Genomic DNA, 22163 nt, shown 5'->3' with positions numbered 1-22163 from the left:
CAGACGGGCCCCCGCCACCGCGAGGTGACGGGGGCCCGTGTGCGTCCGGGGGACGGTCGCGGTCAGCCGCGGCGACCCCGCGCCGCCTTCTCGCGGGCGCGCACGGCCTTCTCGTCCTCCGGCTCCTCGCCGGCGGCCCGGCGGGCCGTGAACCAGGCGTGGGCCTCCTCCTGGCGCTGGGTCTCGGCGTCCGTGGCCACCGCCATGCGCAGGTGCTCGGGCTCGAGGCCGAACGCCTCGACGAGCTCGAGGGCGAAGGGGCGCAGCCGCTCGGCGAGCCGGTTGACGTAGCCGCGCAGGGCCCGGGCGCGCTGGCTCGAGACGCGGCCGTGGGCCACGAACCAGCCGAGGTCGTCCTCGATGAGGCGCAGCGCGAAGAGGTCGCGCAGCCACGTCAGGACAGTCTTCGTGGTCTCATCCGTGATGCCGTCCAGGGCGCGGGTGAAGGCCTCCCACTGCAGCAGCTCGCCGTGGTTGCGGGCGGCCTCGATGAGCTCGTGCTGGCGCGTGTTGAACGCCTCCGCCTGAGCCGCCTGGCCCTTGCCCCGGGCCCCCGAGAGGGTGCCGGCGACGTCGGCGGTCTTGGCGCGGACGCGCTCGGTGAGCAGCTCATGCTGCACGGCGGGGTCCTTGAACCAGTTCGCGGAGCGGCGCTCGGACCCGCCGTCGGCCACGGACTGGACGACCTTGTGCAGGCCCGCACGGTGGAGGGCGTCCGAGGCCTGATGGACCACGTAGCGGGAGAGGGCGCCCACATTGAGACGTCCGAACTCCTTCGAGTAGTCGGTCAGCAGACGCTTGCCCACCAGCTGCAGGAGCACCGTGTTGTCGCCCTCGAACGTGACGTACACGTCCAGGTCGGCACGCATCTGGGCCACCCGGTTCTCGGCGAGGAACCCGGCGCCGCCGCACGCCTCGCGGGCCTCCTGCAGGGTGTCCAGGGCGTGCCACGTGGTCAGCGGCTTCACGGCCGCGGCGAGCGTCTCGAGCTCCTGCCGGTCCACGTCCGTGTCGGAGCGGCCGGAGAAGACGTCGTCGAACTTCTCGACGAGCTCGTTGGAGGCGAAGGCGTCCGCGTAGGCGCGGGCGAGGCGGTCGATGAGGCGGCGCTGGTGGTTCTGGTAGTCCAGCAGCACCTCCTCCCGCTGCGGGTCGGAGGCGTTGAACTGGCGGCGCTGCTCCGCGTAGGCCAGCGCACCGTGCAGGCCGAGGAAGGAGGCCGTGGTGGCGGCGAGGGACAGGGAGACGCGGCCCTGGACGAGCGTGCCGAGCATCGTGAAGAAGCGACGCCCGGGGGAGGCGATGGGCGAGGAGTAGGTCCCGTCCTCCGCCACGTCGCCGTAGCGGTTGAGGAGGTTGGTGCGCGGGATGCGGACCTGGGTGAAGTGCAGGCGGCCGTTGTCGATGCCGTTCAGTCCGCCCTTGAGGCCGTCGTCCTCGCCGCCCACGCCGGGCAGGAAGGCACCCTCCTCGTCCCGGATGGGGACGTAGAAGCAGTGCACGCCGTGGTTGACGCCCCGGGTGATCAGCTGCGCGAAGACCGTGGCCGCCCTGCCGTGCAGCGCGGCGTTGCCGAGGTAGTCCTTCCAGGCGCCCTTGAACGGGGTGTGGATGACGAACTCCTGGGTCGCCTCGTCGTACGTGGCGGTCGTGGCGATCGAGGCGACGTCCGAGCCGTGCCCGATCTCGGTCATGGCGAAGGCGCCCGGGACGCTCAGGTCCATCGCCCCCGGCAGCCACCGACGGTGGTGCTCGGCGGTGCCCAGGTGCAGGATCGCCGAGCTGAACAGGCCCCACTGCACACCGGCCTTGATCTGCAGGGAGGGGTCGGCCAGCACGAGGTCCCCGAAGGCGGAGATGTTGCCGCCGTGGTTGTCCTCGCCGCCGAACTCGCGCGGGAAGGCACGGTGGACCGCGTTGCGCTCCACGAGGACGCCCAGCTGCCGCAGGACGCGGGCGCGGTGCTCGTCCATGCCGAGCAGCGGGTCGCGCCACACGGCGGGGTCCTTGGCCAGTTCGCGGGATTCGCGGCGCTCCGCGGCCCAGCGGCCGAGGAGTGCCTCCTCGAGGGCCGCGGCGTCGAGGGAGCCGGGCGTCGGCCGCTCGGGCGCGATCTCGGCGACGTCGGAGGGGACCTCGGTGCTGTGCGTCGGGGACTGGGGGGCGAGCTTCTCGTGGACGGTCATGACGATGCTCCTGTTCGTGAGTGGGGGCGGGCACGGTCGGCGTCCGCCGCCGCGGGTTCGAGGGAGGCGCCGGGCGCGGCGCCGATGAGGCCGGTGAGCAGCCAGTCGGCGATGGCGCGGGCCATCGTCTCGACCGGGATGCGACCGGCGGCCGGGGTTCGCAGCCAGGTCTCGGCGGCGGCCCGGACGAGGCCGACGGCGGCGCGCGGCCACAGGGCGAGCGGGTCCGCCGGGGCCGGGGCGTGGCCCCGCGCGGCCATCCCGCGCGCCAGGCCCGACTCGAGCACGGCGTAGACGCGCTCGAGGAACGGACCCAGCACAGGGGCCTCGGCCGTGGCGGGGGACGGGGCCACGGCGAACGCGTACACCTCGGGCGACGTCGCCGCGACCGTGAGGTACACCTCGACCATGCGACGCAGCGCCTCGGGCTCGGAGACCGGTTCGTCCGCGACCTCGAGCAGGCGGCGCTCCATGTGGGCGGTGACCCGCTCGGACACCGCCAGGCGCAGGCCCTCGCGGTCGCCGAAGTAGCGGTAGTAGACGGTCTTGGAGGTGCCCGCGTGGGACGCGATCTCCTCCATCGAGGCGTGTGCGCCCAGGACGTGCACGGCCGACCGGGCGGCCCGGACCAGTTCCAGACGGCGCTCGGCGCGGTGCCGGTCCCAGCGGACGCTGCGACCGTCCCGGGCGGTGGACGTGACGGTGTTCACGAAACCGAGCGTATCAGGTACTGTGGGTCACAGTCACCCACCCCGCCGACGTCCGTATCGTCCGGGGTGGAAACGCCCCCCGCCGCGTCGGCGGCGGGCCCGCCGTCGAGAGGACCGTCATGACCCACCACGAGACCCCCGCGTCCGAGACCGCCTCCCGCCCCGCCGTCGCCGGCGGAGCGCTGCGCCCCGCCGTCATCCTGGGCGGCAACCGCATCCCGTTCGCCCGTGCCAACACCGCCTACGCCGAGGTCGGGAACCAGGAGATGCTCACGGCCACGCTCGACGGCCTCGTCGCGCGGTTCGGGCTCCAGGGCGAGCGCCTCGGTCAGGTCACCGCCGGCGCCGTCCTCAAGCACCCGCGCAACTTCAACCTCACCCGCGAGGCCGTCCTGGGCTCCGCGCTCTCCGCCGCGACCCCCGCCGCCGACGTCCAGGTGGCCTGCGCCACCGGCATGGAGGCCCTGGGCACCCTGGCCAACAAGATCCGGCTCGGCCAGCTCGACTCCGCCATCGGCGGCGGCGTGGACTCGATCTCGGACGCCCCCGTCTCGCTCTCCGACGGTGCGCGCCGCGTGCTGCTGCAGCTCAACACCGCCAAGACCACGAAGGACCGCCTGCGCGCCCTCGCCCAGCTGCGCCCCGGGCAGCTCGTGCCCGAGCCGGCCGGCGCAGGCGAGCCGCGCACCGGCATGTCCATGGGCGAGCACCAGGCCCTGACCACCCACAAGTGGGGCATCACCCGTCAGGCCCAGGACGAGCTCGCCGCGGCCTCCCACCGGAACCTCGGCGCCGCGTACGCCGCCGGGTACATGGACGATCTGGTGACCCCGTTCCACGGCCTGGCCCGCGACAACAACCTCCGCCCCGACTCCACGCCGGAGAAGCTGGCCGGCCTGAAGCCCGCGTTCGGTCGCCAGCTGGGGGACGAGGCGACCATGACGGCCGCCAACTCCACCCCGCTCACCGACGGCGCCTCCGCGGTGCTGCTCTCCTCCGAGGAGTGGGCCGCCGAGCGTGGGCTTCCCGTGCTCGCCGAGTTCGTGGACATGGAGAACGCCGCCGTGGACTTCGTCGACGGGCACGAGGGCCTGCTCATGGCCCCCGCCTACGCCGTCCCGCGCCTGCTGGCCCGGCACGGGCTCACCCTCGACGACCTCGACTTCGTGGAGATCCACGAGGCGTTCGCCGGCACCGTCCTGTCCACCCTCGCCGCCTGGGAGGACGAGGAGTACTGCCGCGAGCGCCTCGGGCTGCCGGGTGCGCTGGGCTCGGTGGACCGCGCCCGGCTCAACGTGCACGGCTCCTCGTTGGCGGCCGGCCACCCCTTCGCCGCGACCGGCGGCCGCATCGTCGCCCTGCTGGCCAAGATGCTGCACGAGAAGGGGGAGGGCTCCCTCGGCCTCATCTCCGTCTGTGCCGCCGGCGGCCAGGGCATCGTCGCCCTGCTCCGCGGCCGCTGAGCCCCGACCGACCCGACCCGAGAGGACCGACCATGACCGACCGTTACGGCACCTTCGTCGCCTCGCCCCTGGGCCGCCGCCTCACCGGCGCCCTGGGCCTGCCTCAGCCCGTCGAGCTGCGCCGGCACACCCCCGGCGACCCCGTGCTGCCCGGCTCCGTGCTCGTCCTGGGCACTACCCCCGCAGCCGAGGACGCCCGCACCCTCTTGGCCTCGTGGGGCCTCGAGGTCGCCGACGCCCCCCGGGAGGGCGCCCGCCACGCGGCGATCGTCGCGTGCTTCGACGGGGTCGCCACGCCCTCGGACCTCGGCGCGGTGGCACTGGAGATCGGCGGCGCGCTGCGCTCGCTGGGCTCCTCCTCGCGCGTGGTGACGGTGTTCGAGGACCCCGAGGCCGCCACGGACCCGACCCTGCGCGCCGCCCGCCAGGGCGTCACGGGCCTGACCCGCTCCATCGCGCACGAGATGCGCCGCGGCGGCACGGCCAACGGCCTGGTCCTGGGCGAGGGCGTGCCGCTCACCGCCCCCGGTGCGGCCGGCGCGCTGGCGTTCCTGCTCTCCGGTCGCGCGGCGTACGTCTCCGGCCAGTTCGTGCCCGTCGCCACCGCCGACGGCGCGATCCCCGCCGACGCGGCGCGCCCGCTGGCCGGCAAGGTCGCCGTGGTCACGGGCGCCGCCCGCGGCATCGGCGCCGCCATCGTGCGGACGCTCGCCCGCGACGGGGCCGCCGTCGTCGGCGTGGACGTCCCGGCGGCGGGCGAGGCGCTGGCCGAGGTCGTGAACGAGGTGGGCGGCACCGCGCTCGCCCTGGACATCACGGCGCCGGACGCCGGCGCGCGCATCCTCGAGCACTGCCGCACCCGGCACGGCCGGATGGACGTGGTGGTGCACAACGCCGGGATCACCCGGGACCGGATGCTGGCCAACATGGACGCCGCGCGCTGGGACTCCGTCCTCGCCGTGAACACCACGGCCCAGCTGGCCATGAACGAGGCCTTCCTCGCCGAGGACGCCCGGGACGTGGCGGGTCAGGGGCTGCGCATCGTGGGCCTGGCCTCCATCTCCGGCATCGCGGGCAACCGCGGCCAGACGAACTACGCGGCCTCGAAGGCCGGGGTCATCGGCCTGACTGCGGCGTCCGCCCCGGTCCTCGCGGCCCGCGGGGGCACGATCAACGCGGTGGCCCCGGGCTTCATCGAGACCGAGATGACCGCGAAGATCCCGCTCGCCACGCGCGAGGTGGGCCGGCGGCTCAACGCGCTGCAGCAGGGCGGCCTGCCGCAGGACGTGGCCGAGACGGTGGCCTGGCTCGCCTCGGACGCCGCCGGCGGCACCAACGGGGCCACACTGCGGGTCTGCGGCCAGTCGAAGCTGGGGGCGTGAGGATGCAGACCACGCAGCTGTCCGCCCCGCCCTCCCTCGGCCGGCTCTACGTCCGGGCCGCCGGGCGGGCCGCCACGGACGCCGTCGTCCGTCGGCGCCGTCCCCGCGAGCTCCCGGACCGTCAGGTGGTCGTGACCGGCCACCGCATCCCGGCCGAGGCCGTGACCGCGTGGCGCGGGGCCGTCGGGTCCGCCAATCCGGCGGACCTGCCCTCGGTCCTGGTGCACACCCAGGTGTTCGGCGCGGCCATGGAGCTGATGGCCGACCCCGAGTTCCCGCTGCCCCTGCCCGGGCTGGTGCACCTGAGCAACACCGTCCTGCACCACCGGCCCGTCGCGGCGGAGACCGCCCTGCGCGTCACCGCACGTGCGGTGGGTCTCGTCCCGCACCACGCGGGCACCGCCGTGGACGTCGTCGTGACCGTCGAGGGGCCCGGCGACGACGGCGAGGAGGCACTGCTGTGGGAGGGCGTCTCCCGGTACCTCGCCAAGGGCGTCCACCTCTCCGGCCTGCGTCCCGAGCGGCCCGCCCGCCCGGACTTCGTGCCCCCGACGCCGACCGCCCAGTGGCGCTTCGGCACGGGGGCCGGGCGCCGGTACGCGGGCGTCTCCGGGGACTGGAACCCGATCCACCTGACGGGCGTCTCGGCTCGACTGTTCGGCATGAAGGGCGCGATCGCCCACGGGATGTTCCTGGCCGCCCGGATGCTCGAGGGCCGTGAGCCGGCCGGCGCCGGGTTCCGCTGGCACATCGACTTCGAGGCGCCCGTCGTGCTGCCGACCACCGTGGCCGTCCGCTACGAGCCCGGGCCCGACGGCGGCACGCGCGTGTACGGCTGGGATGCGCGGCGCCGGCGCCCGCACTTCTCCGGGGAGATCACTCCGCTCGAGTCCTGACGGCCACCGGGCCCGCGCACCGGCCCACCGAGACTCGCTGTCTCGGCGGGCCGGTGCGTTCGGGCGGTCAGGCGTCCAGCCCGGGCGACCGCCGCGGCACGGCGGCGACGGCCTCGAGCAGCCCGTCCGCGTAGGCCTCCCACGAGTGACCGGCGGCGTGGCGCACGGCGCCGGTCCCCAGTGCCGCCCAGGCATCACGATCCGCCAGGATCTCGGCCAGGGCCTCGGCCCACGCCTCGGGGGTGCCTGCCGTCACGTGGCGGCCGGACACGCCGTCGAGGACCGCGTAGACCAGTCCGCCGACCCGGTGCGCCAGCACGGGCGTGCCGCAGGCCTGTGCCTCGAGGGCGACCAGGCCGTAGGTCTCGGACGCGCTCGGCATCGCCACGACGTCCGCCGCCCGGAACTGGGCGGCCAGGGCAGGCGCGGGCACCGGCCCGGAGAACGTCACCAGGTCGGCGACCCCCTCCCGCGCGGCCAGTCCCGCCAGGTCCAGTCCGTTGTCCCCCGAGGCGGCCCCGTTCACATGCAGGCGCACGCCCGGGTCGACGCCCGCGCCACCGGCCCGCTCGCGCAGCACCCCGAGGGCGGACACGAGCAGGTGCGGGCCCTTGTGACGCTGCACGCGACCGGCGAACAGGACGCGCAGGGCCCCGTCGTCCTCCGGCGCGCCCGGCCACTGCGCGGCGCCGTCCGGCGTGAACGTCTCGAGGTCGGCCCCGGGGGGCAGCACCCGGGTGCGGGCGCGGGGCACGTCCAGCAGCTCGCGCAGGTCGGCGACCTCGGCGGCGGAGTTGACCACGAGCAGGTCGGCCCGCTCGACGATTCCGCGTTCGGCCTCGACCCGGGCGTCCGGCTCGCGCAGCTCGGGGTCCTCGAGCATCTTCGCCGCCGCCGTGGTGTGCATGGTCTGCAGGTACGGGGCGTGGGCCGCCCGCGCCAGCGCCGCGGCGGTGGACCCGGAGAGCCAGTAGTGGCCGTGCACGAACGCGACGGGCGGGGCGTCCGCGCCACCGAGGACGGGACCGCCCGGCACGGCGTCCGAGGCGAGCCAGTCCAGGGCCGCGCGGGTGAACTCGGCGCCGAGTCCCGCCAGCTCCTCCTTGGGCACGGGAGCGGACGGCCCGGCGGCGAGGTCCACGACCGTGACCGGCGGGGCCTGCCCGCCGGCGTCCACCATCCGGACCCGTGCGCCATCCGCTCCCACCGGCTCCTCCGCCCGGGTCAGCAGGATCATCCGCACGCCCCGGCGGGCCAGGGCCACGGCGGCCTGCCGCACGTAGACGTTCATGCCGCCGGCGTCGCCGCGGCCGGGCTGGGCCAGGGGGGAGGTGTGCAGGCTGACCCCGATCCCCACCGGCACGGACGCGCGCAGTTCGGCGTCCACGGCGTCGAACAGCCGGGCCGCCGACGCCGAGTCCGCCAGGTCCTCGACGGAGACCATCCGTCCGGCGCCGTCGCCGAGGGGTACGGTCCAGTTCGGGTACTGGTCCTGGAGGGTGCCGGGCTGGTTCTGGATGCGCCGCTCGCCCACGGCGTCCACGAGCGCCACGCTGTGCAGGGCCGAGGGCGCCTGCGCGAGCAGGCGGTGCAGGGCCACGATCTGGCGTTCCCGCACCTCGGGGCCGGCCTCGGGGACGTCCACGTCCGCCTCGGCGAGCAGCCCGCGCCGGGCCGCGGCGGCGAGGAAGGCGCGCACCTCCTCCGCCGACCGCCGGCGTTCCTGGGCGACGTCCACGGTGTAGAGGCCCAGCCGTTCGCGCAGGTCCACCTGGACGCCCTCGAGGTAGCCGGCCGTGGGCGGCAGGTCGTGCGTGTTCACCGCCGCCATGGCCAGCCGCCGGTAGCGCTCCGGCGGGGTGGGCTCGCCGTCCTCCTGCTCGAACCAGAGGATCGACGTGCCGAGCACGCCGGCCTCGGCCAGGCGGCGCTGCACCCACGGCTCGAAGGTGCCGAGGTCCTCGCCCACCACGACGACGCCGGCCCGCTCGGCCTCGAGCGTGAGCACGGCGAGCATCGCCTCGTGGTCGTACTCGACGTACGCGCCCTGGGTGGCGCCGGCGCCCTCCGGGATCCACCACAGGCGGAACAGCCCCAGGACGTGGTCCATGCGGATGCCGCCCGCGCCGCGCAGCACGGTGCGCAGCATGTCCCGGAACGCGGCGTAGCCGGTCTCGGCCAGACGGCGCGGATGCCAGGGATGCTGCGACCAGTCCTGGCCCAGCTGGTTGAACAGCTCCGGCGGCGCGCCGACGGACATGGTCGGCACCAGCACGTCCCCGAGCATCCACGCGTCCGCGGTCTCGCGGGTCGCCCCGACCGCCAGGTCCACCATGACGCCCATGCGCATGCCGGCCGACCGGGCCCGCTCCTGCACGCCGGCGAGCTGCTCGGCGGCGATCCACTGCACCCAGCGGTGCAGGTCGACGTCGGTCGCGCGTTCGACGCGGACCCGCTCGGCCTCGACCCCGCCCGGCGCCCAGGCCGGGTCGGCGAGATCGGGCCCGGTGCCGTCGCCGTCCAGGCGCAGGACGGACCAGAGGGCGAAGTCGTCCAGGCCCGGGCCGGCCTCGGCGCGGAACCGCGCGTAGGCGGCCTCGCGCTCGGGGGAGCGGGGCACCTCGTGCACGCGGCGCAGCGCGGGCCACAGGACGGCGGCGACGGCGGCCCGGTCGATCCGGCCGGTGCGCTCCAGCTCCGCCTGGACGCGGGCGCCGGCCGACCGCAGCTCCGCCTGCTCCGCGGCGGGCAGGTCGGCGAACTCGGGGATCGAGGGCACGTGCACGACCAGCGCCGAGAGGAACCGACGGGAGACGGGGGAGTAGGGCGAGTCCGCCGGATGGGGGCCGGGCTCGACCGCGTGCAGGGGGTGCAGCAGCAGGAAGTCGGCGCCGTGCCGGGCGACGATCTCGGCCAGGGACGCCATGTCCGCCGCGTCGCCGATGCCCCACGAATCCGCCGAGGTCACCGAGTAGCCCTGCGCGGCCGCGCCCCAGCCGCGGCGCTCGAGGAAGGGACGCGCCGTGCTCAGCCGGGACGGGGCGCAGACCAGGACCGCGGAGGCGGTGGAGCCGGAGCCGCTGGTCACCTCCAGCCGGTGCCAGCCCGGGGCGAGGTCGGCGGGGATCTGCACGTGGACGCGCTCGCGCTCGACGCCGTCGACCAGGCGGACCTCGGACACCGGCTCGCTCACGCTCACCTCGAGGGTCCGCCCGTCCTCCGTGTGCACGCGGGCCACGACCGGCTCGCCCGCGGCCACGTGGCACGGCACGGACAGGCGGTGACCGGACCGGGCGGCCACGGTGGGCGGGAGCACGTCCCGCCAGGGGGCCGTCTCCGCCTCCTCCACCGCCTCGGCCAGGGCGGCGACGCCGTCCGGACGGACCGACACGCCGAGGGCGGCGAGCACCTTCACGAGGGCCTCGTCCGGCACGGTCTGGGCCGAGCCGTCCTGCCCGACGTACTCGGGCTGCACCCCGTGGGCTCGCGCGAGCCGGTGCAGCAGTGCGGGGGCTTCCAGGGCCATCGGGTCCTCCATGCCGTCGTGCGGTTCCACCGACGGCGCCTGCCGTCGCACGGACACCACTCTAGAGGGGACCCCGGACGGGGAACACGCAGGGCCCCGGTCATGACGACCGGGGCCCTGCTGCTCGACGAGCGGTGCGCGAGGGGGGACTTGAACCCCCACGTCCTTGCGGACACAGCGACCTCAACGCTGCGCGTCTACCAATTCCGCCACTCGCGCTCATCGGTGGAGCCCTGGGAGAGGCTCCGTCGCCCACCGCGTTCCGGTCCTGTCCGGTCCGTCCCGCTCCGGGCAACTCGAGAAAGATAGCACGGGTTCGGGCTAGGCTCAAAACCATGGTCGAGAACATCGTGAACCCCGCCCGCTCGCGCCCCGAGGACCGCGTCGTGGAGATCTGCCGCGACCTCATCCGGATCGACACGACCAACCGCGGGGGCAACGTCTCCGTCGGTGAGCCCGAGGCCGCGGAGTACTGCGCCCGGCTCATGGCCGAGGCGGGGATGACCCCCCGCTTCTTCGAGTCGGCGCCGGGCCGGGTGTCCGTCGTCGGGCACCTGCCGGGCTGGGATCCGGAGGCGCCGGGGCTCGTCATCCACGGGCACACGGACGTGGTCCCCGCCGAGGCGGACGAGTGGAGCGTGGACCCGTTCGGCGCCGAGCTCAAGGACGGCATGATCTGGGGGCGCGGCGCCGTGGACATGAAGGGCATGGACGCCATGGTGCTCGCGGTGCTGCTGCACCTGGCCCGCACGGGCCGCCGGCCGCGGCGCCCCCTGACGGTCGCGTTCTTCGCCGACGAGGAGGCCGGCGGCGTCTACGGCGCACGCTGGGTCGTGGACCACCACCCCGAGGTGTTCGACGGGTGCACCGAGGCGATCTCCGAGGTGGGCGGCTTCTCCACCGAGGTGCACGGCTCGCGCGCCTACCTCGTGCAGACCGCGGAGAAGGGGCTCGCCTGGCTGAACCTCACCGCGGAGGGCGCCCCCGGGCACGGCTCGGCCCCGCACCCGGACAACGCGGTCACCCGGCTGGCCGGCGCCATGACCCGCATCGGCGGGCACGAGTGGCCGCTCGTGTACACCAAGACCACGCGCGCGCTGCTCGAACAGGTGGCCGAGATCATGGGCGTGGACTTCGATGAGACGGACCCGACGCCGCAGCTCGACGCGCTCGGGCAGGCCCGGTCCTGGGTGGCCGGCACCCTGCGCACCTCGTCCAACCCGACGGGGCTGACCGCCGGCTACAAGCACAACGTCATCCCGTCCTCGGCCACCGGCACCGTGGACGTCCGCCTGATCCCCGGGGAGGAGGAGTCCGCCCTCGCCACGATCGCCGAGCTCGCCGGCCCCGAGGTGACCATCGCGCCCGAGCACCGGGACGTCGCCCTGGAGACCCCCTTCTCCGGGGACCTGGTGGAGCTGATGATCGCCGCGCTGCAGGCGGAGGACCCCGAGGCCCAGGTGCTGCCGTTCATGCTCGGCGGGGGCACGGACAACAAGTCCCTCTCCCGGCTGGGCATCACCGGCTACGGCTTTGCGCCCATGCGCCTGCCCGCCGACCTGGCCTTCACGTCCCTGTTCCACGGCATCGACGAGCGGGTGCCCGTGGACGCGCTCGAGTTCGGCTGCCGGGTGCTCGAGCGGATGCTGGAGCCGCGCTGATCCGGGCCGCGGGCGGCGACGACGGCCGGGGCGGCGTCGTCGCGCCCGCGCCTCAGAGGGTCTGCAGGGTCGAGGCCACGCGCATCACGCGGCGGCGCATCCAGTAGCGGCGCGCCCCGTCACGGTAGTGCACGGAGCGCTGCAGCTCCCATTGGCCGTACTCCGCGTGCTCCACGAGGCGCCGCCGGGCGTCGGCGAGGGACTCGTGGGGGGCGACCGTCATCACCAGGTACTCCCACTTCTGTCCGCGAGAGATCGCGTCGAGGGTCGAGGACATCAGCTGTTCACGCACCCGCCCATCCTGGCAGACGGCGTCGGGTCCGGCGGCCGGTCCCGTACGGCCCACCCCTGGCCGCGTCACCGGCCACCGGGTTACCGTTCACCCATGAGCTCTGACGCCCGCATGGCCCTCGAGGCCCTCACCACCGCCCTGAACGAACACCTCGTGGCCGCGCAGAACAAGCGGGGCGAGGACGACCCCGCCGTCGAAGCCGCCTTCTTCGCCGTGGCCGACGCCTTCGAGGCCTACGAGGACGCCCTGTACGCGGACACCGAGGAGGTCACCCCGCTCGACCTCTTCGACGACGAGGACGACGACGACTGACCGTCCTGCTCGTGACGGATCGCACGGCCCCGGGTTCCCACCCGGGGCCGTGGCGTACAGTGACCCTCCGTGACGTGGATCGAAGCCATCATCCTGGGCCTGGTGCAGGGCCTCACGGAGTTCCTGCCCATCTCCTCCTCCGCCCACATCCGCATCGTGGGCGAGTTCCTGCCCTCCGCGACCGACCCGGGGGCGGCCTTCACGGCCATCACGCAGCTCGGCACGGAGCTGGCGGTCCTCATCTACTTCTGGCGCGACATCACCCGCATCATCGGCCGGTGGTGCGCCGCGGTCACGGGGCGGATCCCGCACTCGGACCCCGATGCGCGCATGGGCTGGCTGATCATCGTGGGCTCGATCCCGATCGCGGTCCTGGGCCTGCTGCTGGAGGACTGGATCGACACGGAGTTCCGGTCGCTGTGGATCACGGCGACCATGCTCATCGTGTTCGGCGTCCTGCTCGCCCTGGCGGACCGGCTCGGCCGTCAGACCAAGCCGCTCGAGAAGCTCACCGTGCGGGACGGCGTCCTCTACGGCCTGGCCCAGGCCCTCGCGCTGATCCCGGGCGTCTCGCGCTCCGGCGGCACCATCGCGGCCGGCCTGGCCATGGGCTACACCCGGCCCGCCGCCACCCGCTACGCGTTCCTGCTGGCGGTGCCCGCCGTGTTCGCCTCCGGCCTGTACAAGCTGTACACCTCGCTCACCGATCCCGGCACGCAGGGCCCGTACGGCATGGGGGAGACGCTGGTCGCGACCGCGATCGCCTTCGTGGTGGCCTACGCGGTCATCGCCTGGCTCATGCGCTTCATCAGCACCAACTCGTACCTGCCGTTCGTCTGGTACCGCATCCTCCTGGGCGGCGTCCTGTTCGCCCTGCTGGGCGCGGGCGTCATCAGCGCCTGAGCCCGCTCCCGCCGCCGGGCATGGCGGCCCGGCACCGCCGAACCACCCCGATCTGAGGAGTCCCGTGAAGTCCTGGAGCACCCCCGCCCCGCCCGCCGTGCCGAGCCGCCCCGACCGGCTGCGGCTGCACGACACCGCCACGGGACGGACTCGGCATCCGGGCAACGACGCGCAGCGCGCCTCGCTGTACGTCTGCGGGATCACCCCGTACGACGCGACGCATCTCGGCCACGCGAGCACCTATGTGGCCTTCGACCTGCTGCACCGCTACTGGCGCGCGGCCGGTCTTGAGGTCGCCTACGTCCAGAACGTGACCGACGTGGACGACCCCCTGCTCGAGCGGGCCGAGGCGACCGGCGTCGACTGGCGCGCGCTCGCCGAGGAGCAGACCGACCTGTTCCGTGCGGACATGGCCGCCCTCGAGGTGCTCGCCCCGGACCACTACGTCGGCGCGACCGAGGCGGTGGGCCTGGTGGTGGACGCCGTCGAGACGATGCTGGCGGCGGGCCGGGCATACCGCGTGCCGGGCGGCGACGGCGAACCCGACGGGGACGTCTACTTCGACGTCCGCGCGGCCCAGTCCGCGACCGACTGGCGCCTCGGACAGGTCTCCGCGATGGGCCTGGACGAGATGGCCGCGGTGTTCCCGGAGCGGGGAGGCGATCCCGACCGCCCCGGCAAGCGCGACCCGCTGGACCCGCTGCTGTGGCGCGTGCACCGCGAGGGCGAGCCTGCCTGGGACGGTCGGTCGCTCGGCTCCGGCCGGCCCGGCTGGCACATCGAGTGCTCCGTGATCTCCCGGGCCCACCTGCCGGCGCCGTTCACGGTGCAGGGCGGCGGCTCCGACCTGCGGTTCCCGCACCACGAGTTCTCCGCCGCGCACGCCACCGCCGTCGACGGCCTGCCGCTCGCGCACACCTACGCGCACACCGGCATGGTGGCCCTGGACGGCGAGAAGATGTCCAAGTCCCTCGGCAACCTCGAACTCGTCTCCCGCCTGCGGGCGCGGGGCGTCGAGCCGGTGGCCGTCCGCGCGGCGATCCTCGCGCACCACTACCGGTCGGACTGGGAGTGGTCCGAGCAGGTGCTGGCCGACGCCCAGGCGCGGGTGGCCCGCTGGCGCGCCGCCCTGGACGGACCGCATGCCGCCGCCGGCGTCGCCGTGCTGGACGCGGTCCACGCGGCGCTCTCGGACGACCTCGACGCCCCCCTTGCGCTGGAGGCCCTCGACGCATGGGCGGCCGGTACCCTGCCGGGCCTGGCCGAGGCCGCCGCCGATCCGGTGCCGGTGGTCGACGTCGTGGCGGCGCTGCTGGGTCTGCGCCTGCGCTGACCCCGCCGGGCGGGGCCGGGCGTCAGCGTCCGCCGCGCCCGCGAAGGTAGCGCTCGAACTCCCGCGCGATCGACTCGCCCGAGGCCTCCGGCAGCTGCTGGGTGTCCTGGGCCTCCTCGAGCTGCCGGACGTAGGCGGCGACGTCGGGGTCCTCGGCGGCCAGCTCGTCCACGCCGCGCTGCCATGCCCTCGCGTCGTCCTCCAGCCCGCGCGTGGAGACGCTCACGTGCAGCAGGTCCTCGACCGCCTCGACCAGCCCGAGCAGCGTCTTGGGGGAGGGCGCCTGGGCCACGTAGTGGGGCACCGTCCCCCACAGTGAGAGGCTCGGCAGGCCGCGGCGTGCGGCCTCGTCCGCGATGACGCCGATGATCCCGGTGGGCCCCTCGTAGACCGGACGGTCCGCGCCGACGGCCACCCGCACGTCCACGAGCGGCGAGGTCGGGCGGGCGCGCAGGGGCCGGGTGTGGGGCACGTCCGCCAGCAGCGCGCCCAGCGTCACGACGGCGTCCACGTCACGCGCGTCGGCCGCCGTGAACAGCTCCTCGAGGAACGCGCGCCACCGCACGTTCGGCTCCACGCCGACGGCGAGGAGCACACGCACCCCGTCCGGCGGGGCAGCCTCGCCCGCGACGGGCCGGCCCTCCCGGTCCAGGAGCGCCTCGTGCAGGGTGACCGCCGGCCAGTCCAGCGTCCCCAGCCCGTCGGCGTCGCGCCGGACCAGGGGTCGAGTGACCTGGTAGTCGTAGAACTCGCCGTCGCACACCCGTCCCGCGTCCGCCGCGTCCCACTGCTCCCGCAGCGCGCCCAGGGCCCCGGTCGCGGCCTCCCCGGCGTCGTTCCACCCCTCGAAGGCCAGCAGCAGGACCGTGGGGGCCCGCCGCCCGGCCTCGAGCGCGTCCACGGTCGCCGTCAGGTGGGTCCGCAGCGGGCCCAGGACGTCGTCCGGCTGGTCCTCGGAGGTAGCGTCGGTCATGGCGGCCAGCCTAGACACGGCCCGACGACGGGGTCACGGCCCGCGACCCGCCCGGCACACCCCGGCGGCGGCGCTCGATAGGATGCACTCCATGCCCCGCCACCCCGCGCCCGCCCCGGACGACCGTGCCCGCCGCCTGCCGCGCGCCGTCCTGTGGGACATGGACGGCACCCTCGTGGACACCGAGCCCCTGTGGAACGCCGTCCAGCGCCGGCTGGTGGTCGAGCACGGCGGCACCTGGTCGGAGGACCTGGCCGCCTCCCTCGTGGGACGCCCTCTGGACGAGGGAGCGCGCCGCCTGCAGGAGGCCGGTCTGGACCTGCCCGTGCAGCGGATCATCGACCTGACGATGGACGAGGTCGTCCAGGGGGTCGTCGGCGGGGTGCCGTGGCGGCCGGGTGCCCGGGAGCTGCTCGTCGCGCTCGCCGAGGCCGGCGTGCCGGGCGCCCTCGTGACGATGTCCCATGCCCCGCTGGCCCGCGCGCTGGCCGAGCGGGCGCCGGCGGGCACGCTGGACGTCGTCGTCTCGGGGGACATGGTCTCCCGGGGCAAGCCCGACCCGGAGGCGTACCGGCTGGGCCTGCAGCTGCTGGCCGAGCGGACACCGGGGCTGACGGCCGCCGACTGTGTGGCGGTCGAGGACTCCCCGGTGGGCGTCGGCGCGGCCGTGGCCGCGGGCCTGCCGACGGTCGGCGTGCCCAGCGTGCTGCCGCTGCCGGCAGGGCTCGCGACCGTCGAGTGGACGACGCTCGCCGGCCGCACGCCGGCCGACCTCGCCGCGGTCCGCCGGATCGCCGCCGCGCGCGGGCCCGGGGCGGACGGGGCCGGATGAGCGGGCCCGCCTCCGTCCGGCTGGGCACGATCGCCGGCGCGCCGGTGCGCCTGTCCTGGTCCTGGCTCCTGATCGCCGCGGTCATCACCCTCGCGTTCGGCCCGCAGATCCAGCGCGCGCTGCCCGCGATCGGCAGCGTCGCCTACGGGGTCGCCCTGGGGTACGCCGTGCTCCTGGCCCTCTCCGTCCTGGTCCACGAGGCCGCCCACGCCCTCACCGGCCGCGCCTTCGGCCAGCGCACCGAGGAGATCGCGCTCACCCTGTGGGGCGGGCACACCCAGTTCCGCAGCCCGTCCGCTCGACCGCTGGACACGGTCCTCACCGCGATGGCCGGCCCCGCCGCGAACCTCGTGCTCGCGGGCCTCGCCCATCTGGCGGCCCGCGCCGTGCCCGGCCCGTCCGTTCCCGCCCTGCTGCTCGAGGTCACGGTGTGGGCCAACCTCCTCCTGGCCGCGTTCAACGCGCTGCCGGGCACCCCGCTCGACGGCGGCCGCATGGTCGAGTCCGCCGTCTGGGCCGCCACCGGCTCCCGGGCCCGTGGCGTCGAGGCGGCCGGCTGGGCCGGGCGCGTCGTCGCGGTGGGCGTCCTCGCGGCGGTGCTCGGCCCCCCGACCCTCGCGGGCCGCGCGCCGGACCTGTTCGTCGTCCTCCTGGTGGCCTGGGTCGCCCTCACCCTGTGGCGGGGCGCGGACGACGCCGTGCGCCACGGGCGCTGGAGCCGCCGGCTGGAGGCCCTGCGGCTCGAGCAGGTCGAGGCGCCCGCCATCGCCCTGCCCGAGCACCTCAGCGTCGCCGAGGCCCTGGCCCAGGCGGACGGCGGCCGCCGCGCCGTCGTGGCCGTGGACGGGGCCGGTCGGCCCCGCGGCGTGCTGGACCACACGGCCGCGGCGGGCCTCACCCCGGCGCGCCGCACGACCACCGCCCTGGCCGCGGTCGCCGTCGCGCTGGCCCCGGAGGCCGTCCTCGTCCGCGACGACGTCCCCGCCGCCGGTCCCGACCTGGCCGCCCGCCTGGCCGACCCCCAGACCCCCGTGTGGGTGCTGACCGACGCGCACGGCCTCGTGCGCTCCGTGGTGCCCCGCGAGACGATCCTCGCCGCCGTCGACGCGACGCGGCGTCCCTGAACCGAAGGAGCCCCCCATGACCGAACCCACCGGCGTGAGCGCGCGCCGCGGCCCCCTGCGGGCCGGCCAGCGCGTGCAGATCAAGGACGCGAAGGGCCGCCTCAACACGATCACCCTGCTGCCCGGCGGGGAGTTCCACAGCTACCAGGGCGTGCTGCGGCACGACGACCTGATCGGCGGCTTCGAGGGCGTCGTGGTCGAGAACTCGGCCGGCCAGCCGTACCAGGTGCTGCGCCCCCTGCTGAACGACTTCGTCCTGTCCATGCCCCGCGGCGCCACGGTGGTCTACCCGAAGGACGCGGCGCAGATCGTGCAGCAGGCGGACATCTTCCCGGGCGCCGTCGTGGTCGAGGCCGGCGTGGGCTCCGGCGCCCTGTCCATGTCCCTGCTGCGCGCCGTGGGCGACCACGGGCGCCTGCACTCCTACGAGCGCCGCCCGGAGTTCGCGGACGTCGCCCGGGCCAATGTGGAGGCCTTCTTCGGCGCCGAGCACCCCGCCTGGTCGGTGCACCTCGGCGACGCGCAGGAGGAGATGCCCAAGGTCCACGAGCCGGGCTCCGTGGACCGGGTGGTCCTGGACATGCTGGCCCCCTGGGAGTGCCTCGACGCCGTCGCCGAGGTCCTGGCCCCCGGCGGTGTGTGGCTGAACTACGTGGCCACCGCCACCCAGCTCTCCCGCGTGGCCGAGGCCATCCGGGACTCGGGCCGCTTCACGCAGGTCGAGGCCAACGAGACCCTCGTGCGCGGCTGGCACCTGGACGGGCTCGCCGTGCGCCCCGACCACCGCATGGTCGCGCACACCGGCTTCCTCCTCACGGCCCGCCGCCTGGCCTCGGGCGAGGAGGCGCTGCGTCTGAAGAAGCGCTCCAAGGTCTCCGAGTTCAAGGCCGAGGACGTCGAGGCCTGGCAGCCGGCCGACGAGGCCCGGTGGACGCCCGAGGCCCTCGGCGAACGGCCGGTCACGGACAAGAAGGCGCGCAAGGCGGCGAAGGAGGCCCGTCTCATGGCCGCGCGGTCACGCGCCGCCGAGCAGGGCGTGGACGCGTACGGTGGGAGGACCCCGACCGGGGAGCAGGACTGAGTGGACGGAGCACCGGTGGACCACCACGCGCAATCAGGCACGGAGCACGCCGAGCAGCGCCTCGCCGAGGCGCGGGAGCTGCTGCGGCAGTCCCAGGCCGAGGCCGAACGGCTGCGGCACCAGCTGCAGTCCGCCCAGCGGCACGCCGCCGGCCTGAGCGAACGCCGTCGGGCCGCCGAGGCCCAGACGCAGACGGCCGCCCGCAACAACCGGCGCATGGTCGAGCTGCTCGAGGCCACGCGCGCCGAGATCACCACGCTCAAGGAGAACCTGGACGCCGTCACGCATCCGCCGTTCACCTTCGCCACCCTCGAGGCCGTCCACGCCCCGCGCGAGCCCGAGGAGGGCGTGGAGACCGGCGCCGTGGTGCGCGGGGGAGCGGACGTCGTGCAGAACGGCCGGCGGCTGCGCGTGACGGTCTCCCCGCTGCTCGACGCCGCCCGCCTCACCCCCGGCGCCCAGGTGCTGCTGGACGAGTCCAGCTCGATCGTCGGCGTCGCCCCGGGCACGGGGTCGGGTCAGCTGCTGCGCGTCAAGGAGGCGCTGCCCGACGGCGGCCTCGTCCTGGCCGGCACGGCGGACGAGGAGCGCGTGGTGCGGCGCGCGCCCGCACTGGAGGGCGTCGACCTGCGCCACGGGGACGCCGTCACCGTGGACGCCCGCGTCGAATGGGCGCTGCGGCGGATCGAGCTGTCCGAGGTGGACGAGGTGCTGCTGGAAGAGGTCCCGGACGTCACGTTCGAGGACATCGGCGGCCTCGGCCCGCAGATCGACCGGATCCGCGAGGCCGTTGAGATCCCGTTCCTGCACCCCGAGGTCTACCGCGAGCACGGCCTGCGCGCCCCCAAGGGGATCATGCTGTACGGCCCGCCCGGCACCGGCAAGACCATGCTCGCCAAGGCCGTGGCCAACGCCCTCTCGGCCCGCAGCGCGGACGGTGAGCGCTCGTTCTTCCTCAACGTCAAGGGGCCCGAGCTGCTGAACAAGTACGTGGGCGAGACCGAGCGGCAGATCCGCGTCATCTTCGACCGGGCCCGCGAGAAGGCCGACGCCGGCTTCCCCGTGGTCATCTTCTTCGACGAGATGGAGTCGCTGTTCCGCACGCGCGGCTCCGGCGTCTCCTCGGACGTGGAGACCACGATCGTCCCGCAGCTGCTCACCGAGATCGACGGCGTCGAGGCCCTCGAGAACGTGATCGTCATCGGCGCCTCCAACCGCGAGGACATGATCGACCCGGCCGTGCTCCGCCCCGGCCGACTGGACGTGAAGATCCGCGTGGACCGTCCCGACGCCGCCGGCGCCGCGGAGATCATGGCCAAGCACCTGACCGCGGACGTGCCCCTGCACGCCGACGACGTCGCCGCGGCCGGCTCCGCGGACGCGGCCCGCGCGACGCTCATCGCCCGGACGGTCGCCGCCCTCTACGACCGCGGCGCGGACACCGCGCTGGCGGAGCTGACGGACGTGTCCGGCACGACCCACGCCCTGCACCTGGCCGACCTCGTCTCGGGCGCCGTGGTGGCCGACGTCGTGGACCGCGCCAAGCGGCACGCGGTGCGCGACTACCTGGCCGCCGGCCAGGCCCCGGCCGCGCTCGGCGTCCGCGAGGGCCACCTGCGCGAGGCCGTGGCCGCGGTGCTGGAGGACCAGACGGACCTGCTGGCCACGGTCGCGCCCGCCGAGTGGGCGCGCACCTCCGGCTGGCGCGGTCCTCGGCTGCGCTCGCTGCGCATGGTCCGGGGGGTCGGGGCATGAGCGCGTTCGGCCGCGGGGCCGCGGACGGCTTCGCCCGGGCCGTCGCCGTCGATGTCGGTCCGACCCCCGCCTTCGAGGGCCAGCGCCGGCTGTTCCACGGCGCGGCCGTGCCCCCGAACGGGAGGGACGCCGCCGGCTGGGGCGTGCACCGGGTGATGGGCACGGAGACCGAGTTCGGCATCCACGCGCCGGCCAACCCGGGGGCGCACCACAGCGTGCTCTCGGTCGAGCTCGTGAACGCGTACGCGGACCTGGTCACCCGGTCCGGATCGGCGGTGGCCGGCACGGAGTGGGACTACACGGGGGAGTCGCCGCTCGTGGACGCCCGCGGCTGGCGGCTGCCGCGTTCGGCCGCGCACCCCTCGCAGCTGACCGACGAGGCGCTCGTGGGCCCGGACGGGGAGCCCGTGCACCTGCTGCTGTCCACCGTGCTGGCCAACGGCGCGCGCTGGTACGTGGACCACGCCCACCCGGAGTACTCGTCGCCGGAGACGACCACCCCGCGGGACGCCATGGTGTGGGACGCCGCCGGGGACCTGGTCGCCCAGGCGGCGGCCGAGCACATCGGCCAGGCCGAGGGCGCCCCGGAGGTGCTGGTCTACAAGAACAACGTGGACGGCAAGGGCCAGTCCTACGGCGCGCACGAGAACTACCTCGTGGCCCGGTCCCTCGACTTCGAGGAGCTCACCGCCGTCCTGCTGCCGTTCTTCGCGGCGCGGCAGGTGCTCGTGGGCGCGGGCCGCGTGGGCCTCGGCCCGGCGGGGGAGCGGCCGGGCTTCCAGCTGTCGCAGCGGGCCGACTACTTCGAGGAGCCCGTGGGACTGGAGACCACGATCCACCGGCCGATCGTCAACACGCGGGACGAGCCGCACGCCCGTCCCGAGGCCTACCGCCGGCTCCACGTGATCATCGGCGACGCGACGCTGAGCCAGCACGCCACGTGGCTGCGGATGGGCATGACCGCGCTCGTCCTCGCGATGGCCGAGGCCGGGACGGCGCCCCGGCTCACCCTGGACGACCCGGTGGCCGCGTTGCAGACGATCAGCCACGACCCGGGTCTGCGGGCCACGGTGCCGCTGCTCGAACGCACCGCGGACGGCCCCGTGCGCCGGCACTGGACCGGGCTGCGGATCCTGCGGTCCTACCTGGACGCGGCCCGCGCCCACTGCGCCGCCTTCGGGGTGACGGATCCGCAGACGCGCGAGGTGCTGGAGGCCTGGGCCGTCGACCTCGACGACGCCACCGCGGATCCGCTGTCCCTGAGCGACCGCGTCGACTGGGCGGCCAAGCTGCGCGTCCTCGAGGGCCTGCGGGCCCGCACGGGCGCGGACTGGACCGACCCCCGCCTCGCGATGGTGGACCTGCAGTACGCCGACCTGCGCCCGGCCCGCTCCCTGCACCGCCGCCTCGTGGCCGCCGGCGCCCTCCGGACGCTCGCCGATGAGGCGGAGATCCGTGCCGCCGTCGCCACGCCGCCGCGGGCCACCCGCGCGTGGACCCGCGGCAACCTCGTGGGCCGCCACGGTGACCGCGTGGCCGGCGCCGCGTGGGAGACGCTGCTGCTGCGCGGGGCGGGGGAGCGGGTGCACCGGCTGCACCTGGCCGAGCCGCTGGTCGGCGCCGCCGTCGACCTGCCCGGCTGGTGGGAGGACGCCGCCGCGCCCCGGCCCGACGACGAGGCGCTCGTGGCCACGCTGCCGCCGCTGTTCGGCGCGCGGGCCTGAGGCGAGGGCG

At 75.3% G+C, this 22163-nt stretch carries 17 protein-coding genes and 1 tRNA gene; 12 read left to right on the top strand and 6 right to left on the bottom strand.

The genetic code is table 11. The features are described 5' to 3' along the window. Positions 1-62 precede the first annotated feature (62 nt). Complete coding sequence (locus tag FLM69_RS02490; RefSeq protein WP_141842912.1) at positions 63-2186, bottom strand: acyl-CoA dehydrogenase; 2124 nt, start codon at positions 2184-2186, stop codon at positions 63-65. Beyond that, positions 2183-2896, bottom strand: coding sequence for a TetR/AcrR family transcriptional regulator (locus tag FLM69_RS02485; RefSeq protein WP_141842911.1), 714 nt, complete (start codon positions 2894-2896; stop codon positions 2183-2185). Before FLM69_RS02485 ends, FLM69_RS02490 begins: the two co-directional genes overlap by 4 nt. Positions 2897-3015: 119 nt before the next feature. Between FLM69_RS02485 and FLM69_RS02480 the strand changes: the two genes are divergently transcribed. From FLM69_RS02480 to FLM69_RS02470, 3 genes are read left to right on the top strand one after another with little or no spacing between them, the layout of a single operon-like run. Next, entirely contained in the window at positions 3016-4359 is a 1344-nt protein-coding gene (locus FLM69_RS02480; RefSeq protein WP_041103821.1) for an acetyl-CoA C-acetyltransferase, read from the top strand. A gap of 32 nt (positions 4360-4391) precedes the next feature. Next, a complete protein-coding gene (locus FLM69_RS02475; protein ID WP_141842909.1) occupies positions 4392-5741 on the top strand; it encodes a 3-oxoacyl-ACP reductase in 1350 nt (449 codons plus the stop codon). 2 nt (positions 5742-5743) lie between these two features. Then, on the top strand, positions 5744-6637 hold the full coding sequence (locus FLM69_RS02470) for a MaoC/PaaZ C-terminal domain-containing protein (protein ID WP_141842907.1): 894 nt from the start codon (positions 5744-5746) through the stop codon (positions 6635-6637). A 67-nt stretch (positions 6638-6704) separates the two neighbouring features. Here FLM69_RS02470 and malQ read toward each other — a convergent pair whose 3' ends face one another. Together malQ and FLM69_RS02460 are read right to left on the bottom strand one after the other, a co-directional pair. Further along, on the bottom strand, positions 6705-10214 hold the full coding sequence (gene malQ, locus FLM69_RS02465; protein ID WP_141842905.1) for a 4-alpha-glucanotransferase: 3510 nt from the start codon (positions 10212-10214) through the stop codon (positions 6705-6707). 84 nt (positions 10215-10298) lie between these two features. Continuing rightward, positions 10299-10382, bottom strand: a tRNA-Leu gene (locus tag FLM69_RS02460). Between the two features lie 116 nt (positions 10383-10498). Between FLM69_RS02460 and FLM69_RS02455 the strand changes: the two genes are divergently transcribed. Further along, a complete protein-coding gene (locus FLM69_RS02455; protein WP_126860685.1) occupies positions 10499-11824 on the top strand; it encodes a M20/M25/M40 family metallo-hydrolase in 1326 nt (441 codons plus the stop codon). A 52-nt stretch (positions 11825-11876) separates the two neighbouring features. On the opposite strand, the gene FLM69_RS02450 is transcribed toward FLM69_RS02455, so the two are convergent. Then, entirely contained in the window at positions 11877-12116 is a 240-nt protein-coding gene (locus FLM69_RS02450) for a DUF5703 family protein (RefSeq protein ID WP_010078677.1), read from the bottom strand. Positions 12117-12209: 93 nt separating this feature from the next. Here FLM69_RS02450 and FLM69_RS02445 point away from each other — a divergent pair, with 93 nt between their 5' ends. The 3 genes from FLM69_RS02445 to mshC all read left to right on the top strand — a co-directional run bounded on the left by FLM69_RS02445 (position 12210) and on the right by mshC (position 14664). After that, positions 12210-12428 carry a hypothetical protein gene (locus FLM69_RS02445; protein ID WP_036315190.1) on the top strand — a complete coding sequence of 73 codons (219 nt, stop codon included), beginning with the start codon at positions 12210-12212 and terminating at the stop codon, positions 12426-12428. A gap of 69 nt (positions 12429-12497) precedes the next feature. After that, positions 12498-13331 carry an undecaprenyl-diphosphate phosphatase gene (locus FLM69_RS02440; protein WP_036315183.1) on the top strand — a complete coding sequence of 278 codons (834 nt, stop codon included), beginning with the start codon at positions 12498-12500 and terminating at the stop codon, positions 13329-13331. 64 nt (positions 13332-13395) lie between these two features. Continuing rightward, positions 13396-14664 carry a cysteine--1-D-myo-inosityl 2-amino-2-deoxy-alpha-D-glucopyranoside ligase gene (gene mshC, locus FLM69_RS02435; protein ID WP_141842903.1) on the top strand — a complete coding sequence of 423 codons (1269 nt, stop codon included), beginning with the start codon at positions 13396-13398 and terminating at the stop codon, positions 14662-14664. Between the two features lie 22 nt (positions 14665-14686). Here mshC and FLM69_RS02430 read toward each other — a convergent pair whose 3' ends face one another. Next, positions 14687-15637: a proteasome assembly chaperone family protein gene (locus tag FLM69_RS02430; protein WP_052833426.1), complete on the bottom strand. Its 951-nt coding sequence runs from the start codon at positions 15635-15637 to the stop codon at positions 14687-14689. 91 nt (positions 15638-15728) lie between these two features. Here FLM69_RS02430 and FLM69_RS02425 point away from each other — a divergent pair, with 91 nt between their 5' ends. Genes FLM69_RS02425 through dop form a run of 5 tightly spaced genes read left to right on the top strand, consistent with a single transcriptional unit; the run spans position 15729 to position 22153 of the window. Continuing rightward, positions 15729-16469, top strand: coding sequence for an HAD family phosphatase (locus FLM69_RS02425; RefSeq protein ID WP_141842901.1), 741 nt, complete (start codon positions 15729-15731; stop codon positions 16467-16469). Next, positions 16466-17593 carry a site-2 protease family protein gene (locus FLM69_RS02420; RefSeq protein ID WP_049147714.1) on the top strand — a complete coding sequence of 376 codons (1128 nt, stop codon included), beginning with the start codon at positions 16466-16468 and terminating at the stop codon, positions 17591-17593. Before FLM69_RS02425 ends, FLM69_RS02420 begins: the two co-directional genes overlap by 4 nt. A 16-nt stretch (positions 17594-17609) precedes the next feature. After that, on the top strand, positions 17610-18674 hold the full coding sequence (locus FLM69_RS02415; RefSeq protein WP_012750880.1) for a tRNA (adenine-N1)-methyltransferase: 1065 nt from the start codon (positions 17610-17612) through the stop codon (positions 18672-18674). After that, on the top strand, positions 18675-20429 hold the full coding sequence (arc, locus tag FLM69_RS02410; RefSeq protein WP_141842899.1) for a proteasome ATPase: 1755 nt from the start codon (positions 18675-18677) through the stop codon (positions 20427-20429). Next, entirely contained in the window at positions 20426-22153 is a 1728-nt protein-coding gene (gene dop, locus FLM69_RS02405; RefSeq protein WP_141842897.1) for a depupylase/deamidase Dop, read from the top strand. The genes arc and dop overlap by 4 nt, the downstream gene beginning before the upstream one ends. The last annotated feature ends 10 nt before the right edge of the window (positions 22154-22163 follow it).

This window comes from Micrococcus sp. R8502A1, from assembly GCF_006704135.1.
Taxonomy (GTDB): Bacteria; Actinomycetota; Actinomycetes; order Actinomycetales; family Micrococcaceae; genus Micrococcus; species Micrococcus luteus.
Note: the sequence above shows the minus strand (reverse complement) of the source record. Positions and strands in the feature narration are given on the sequence as shown.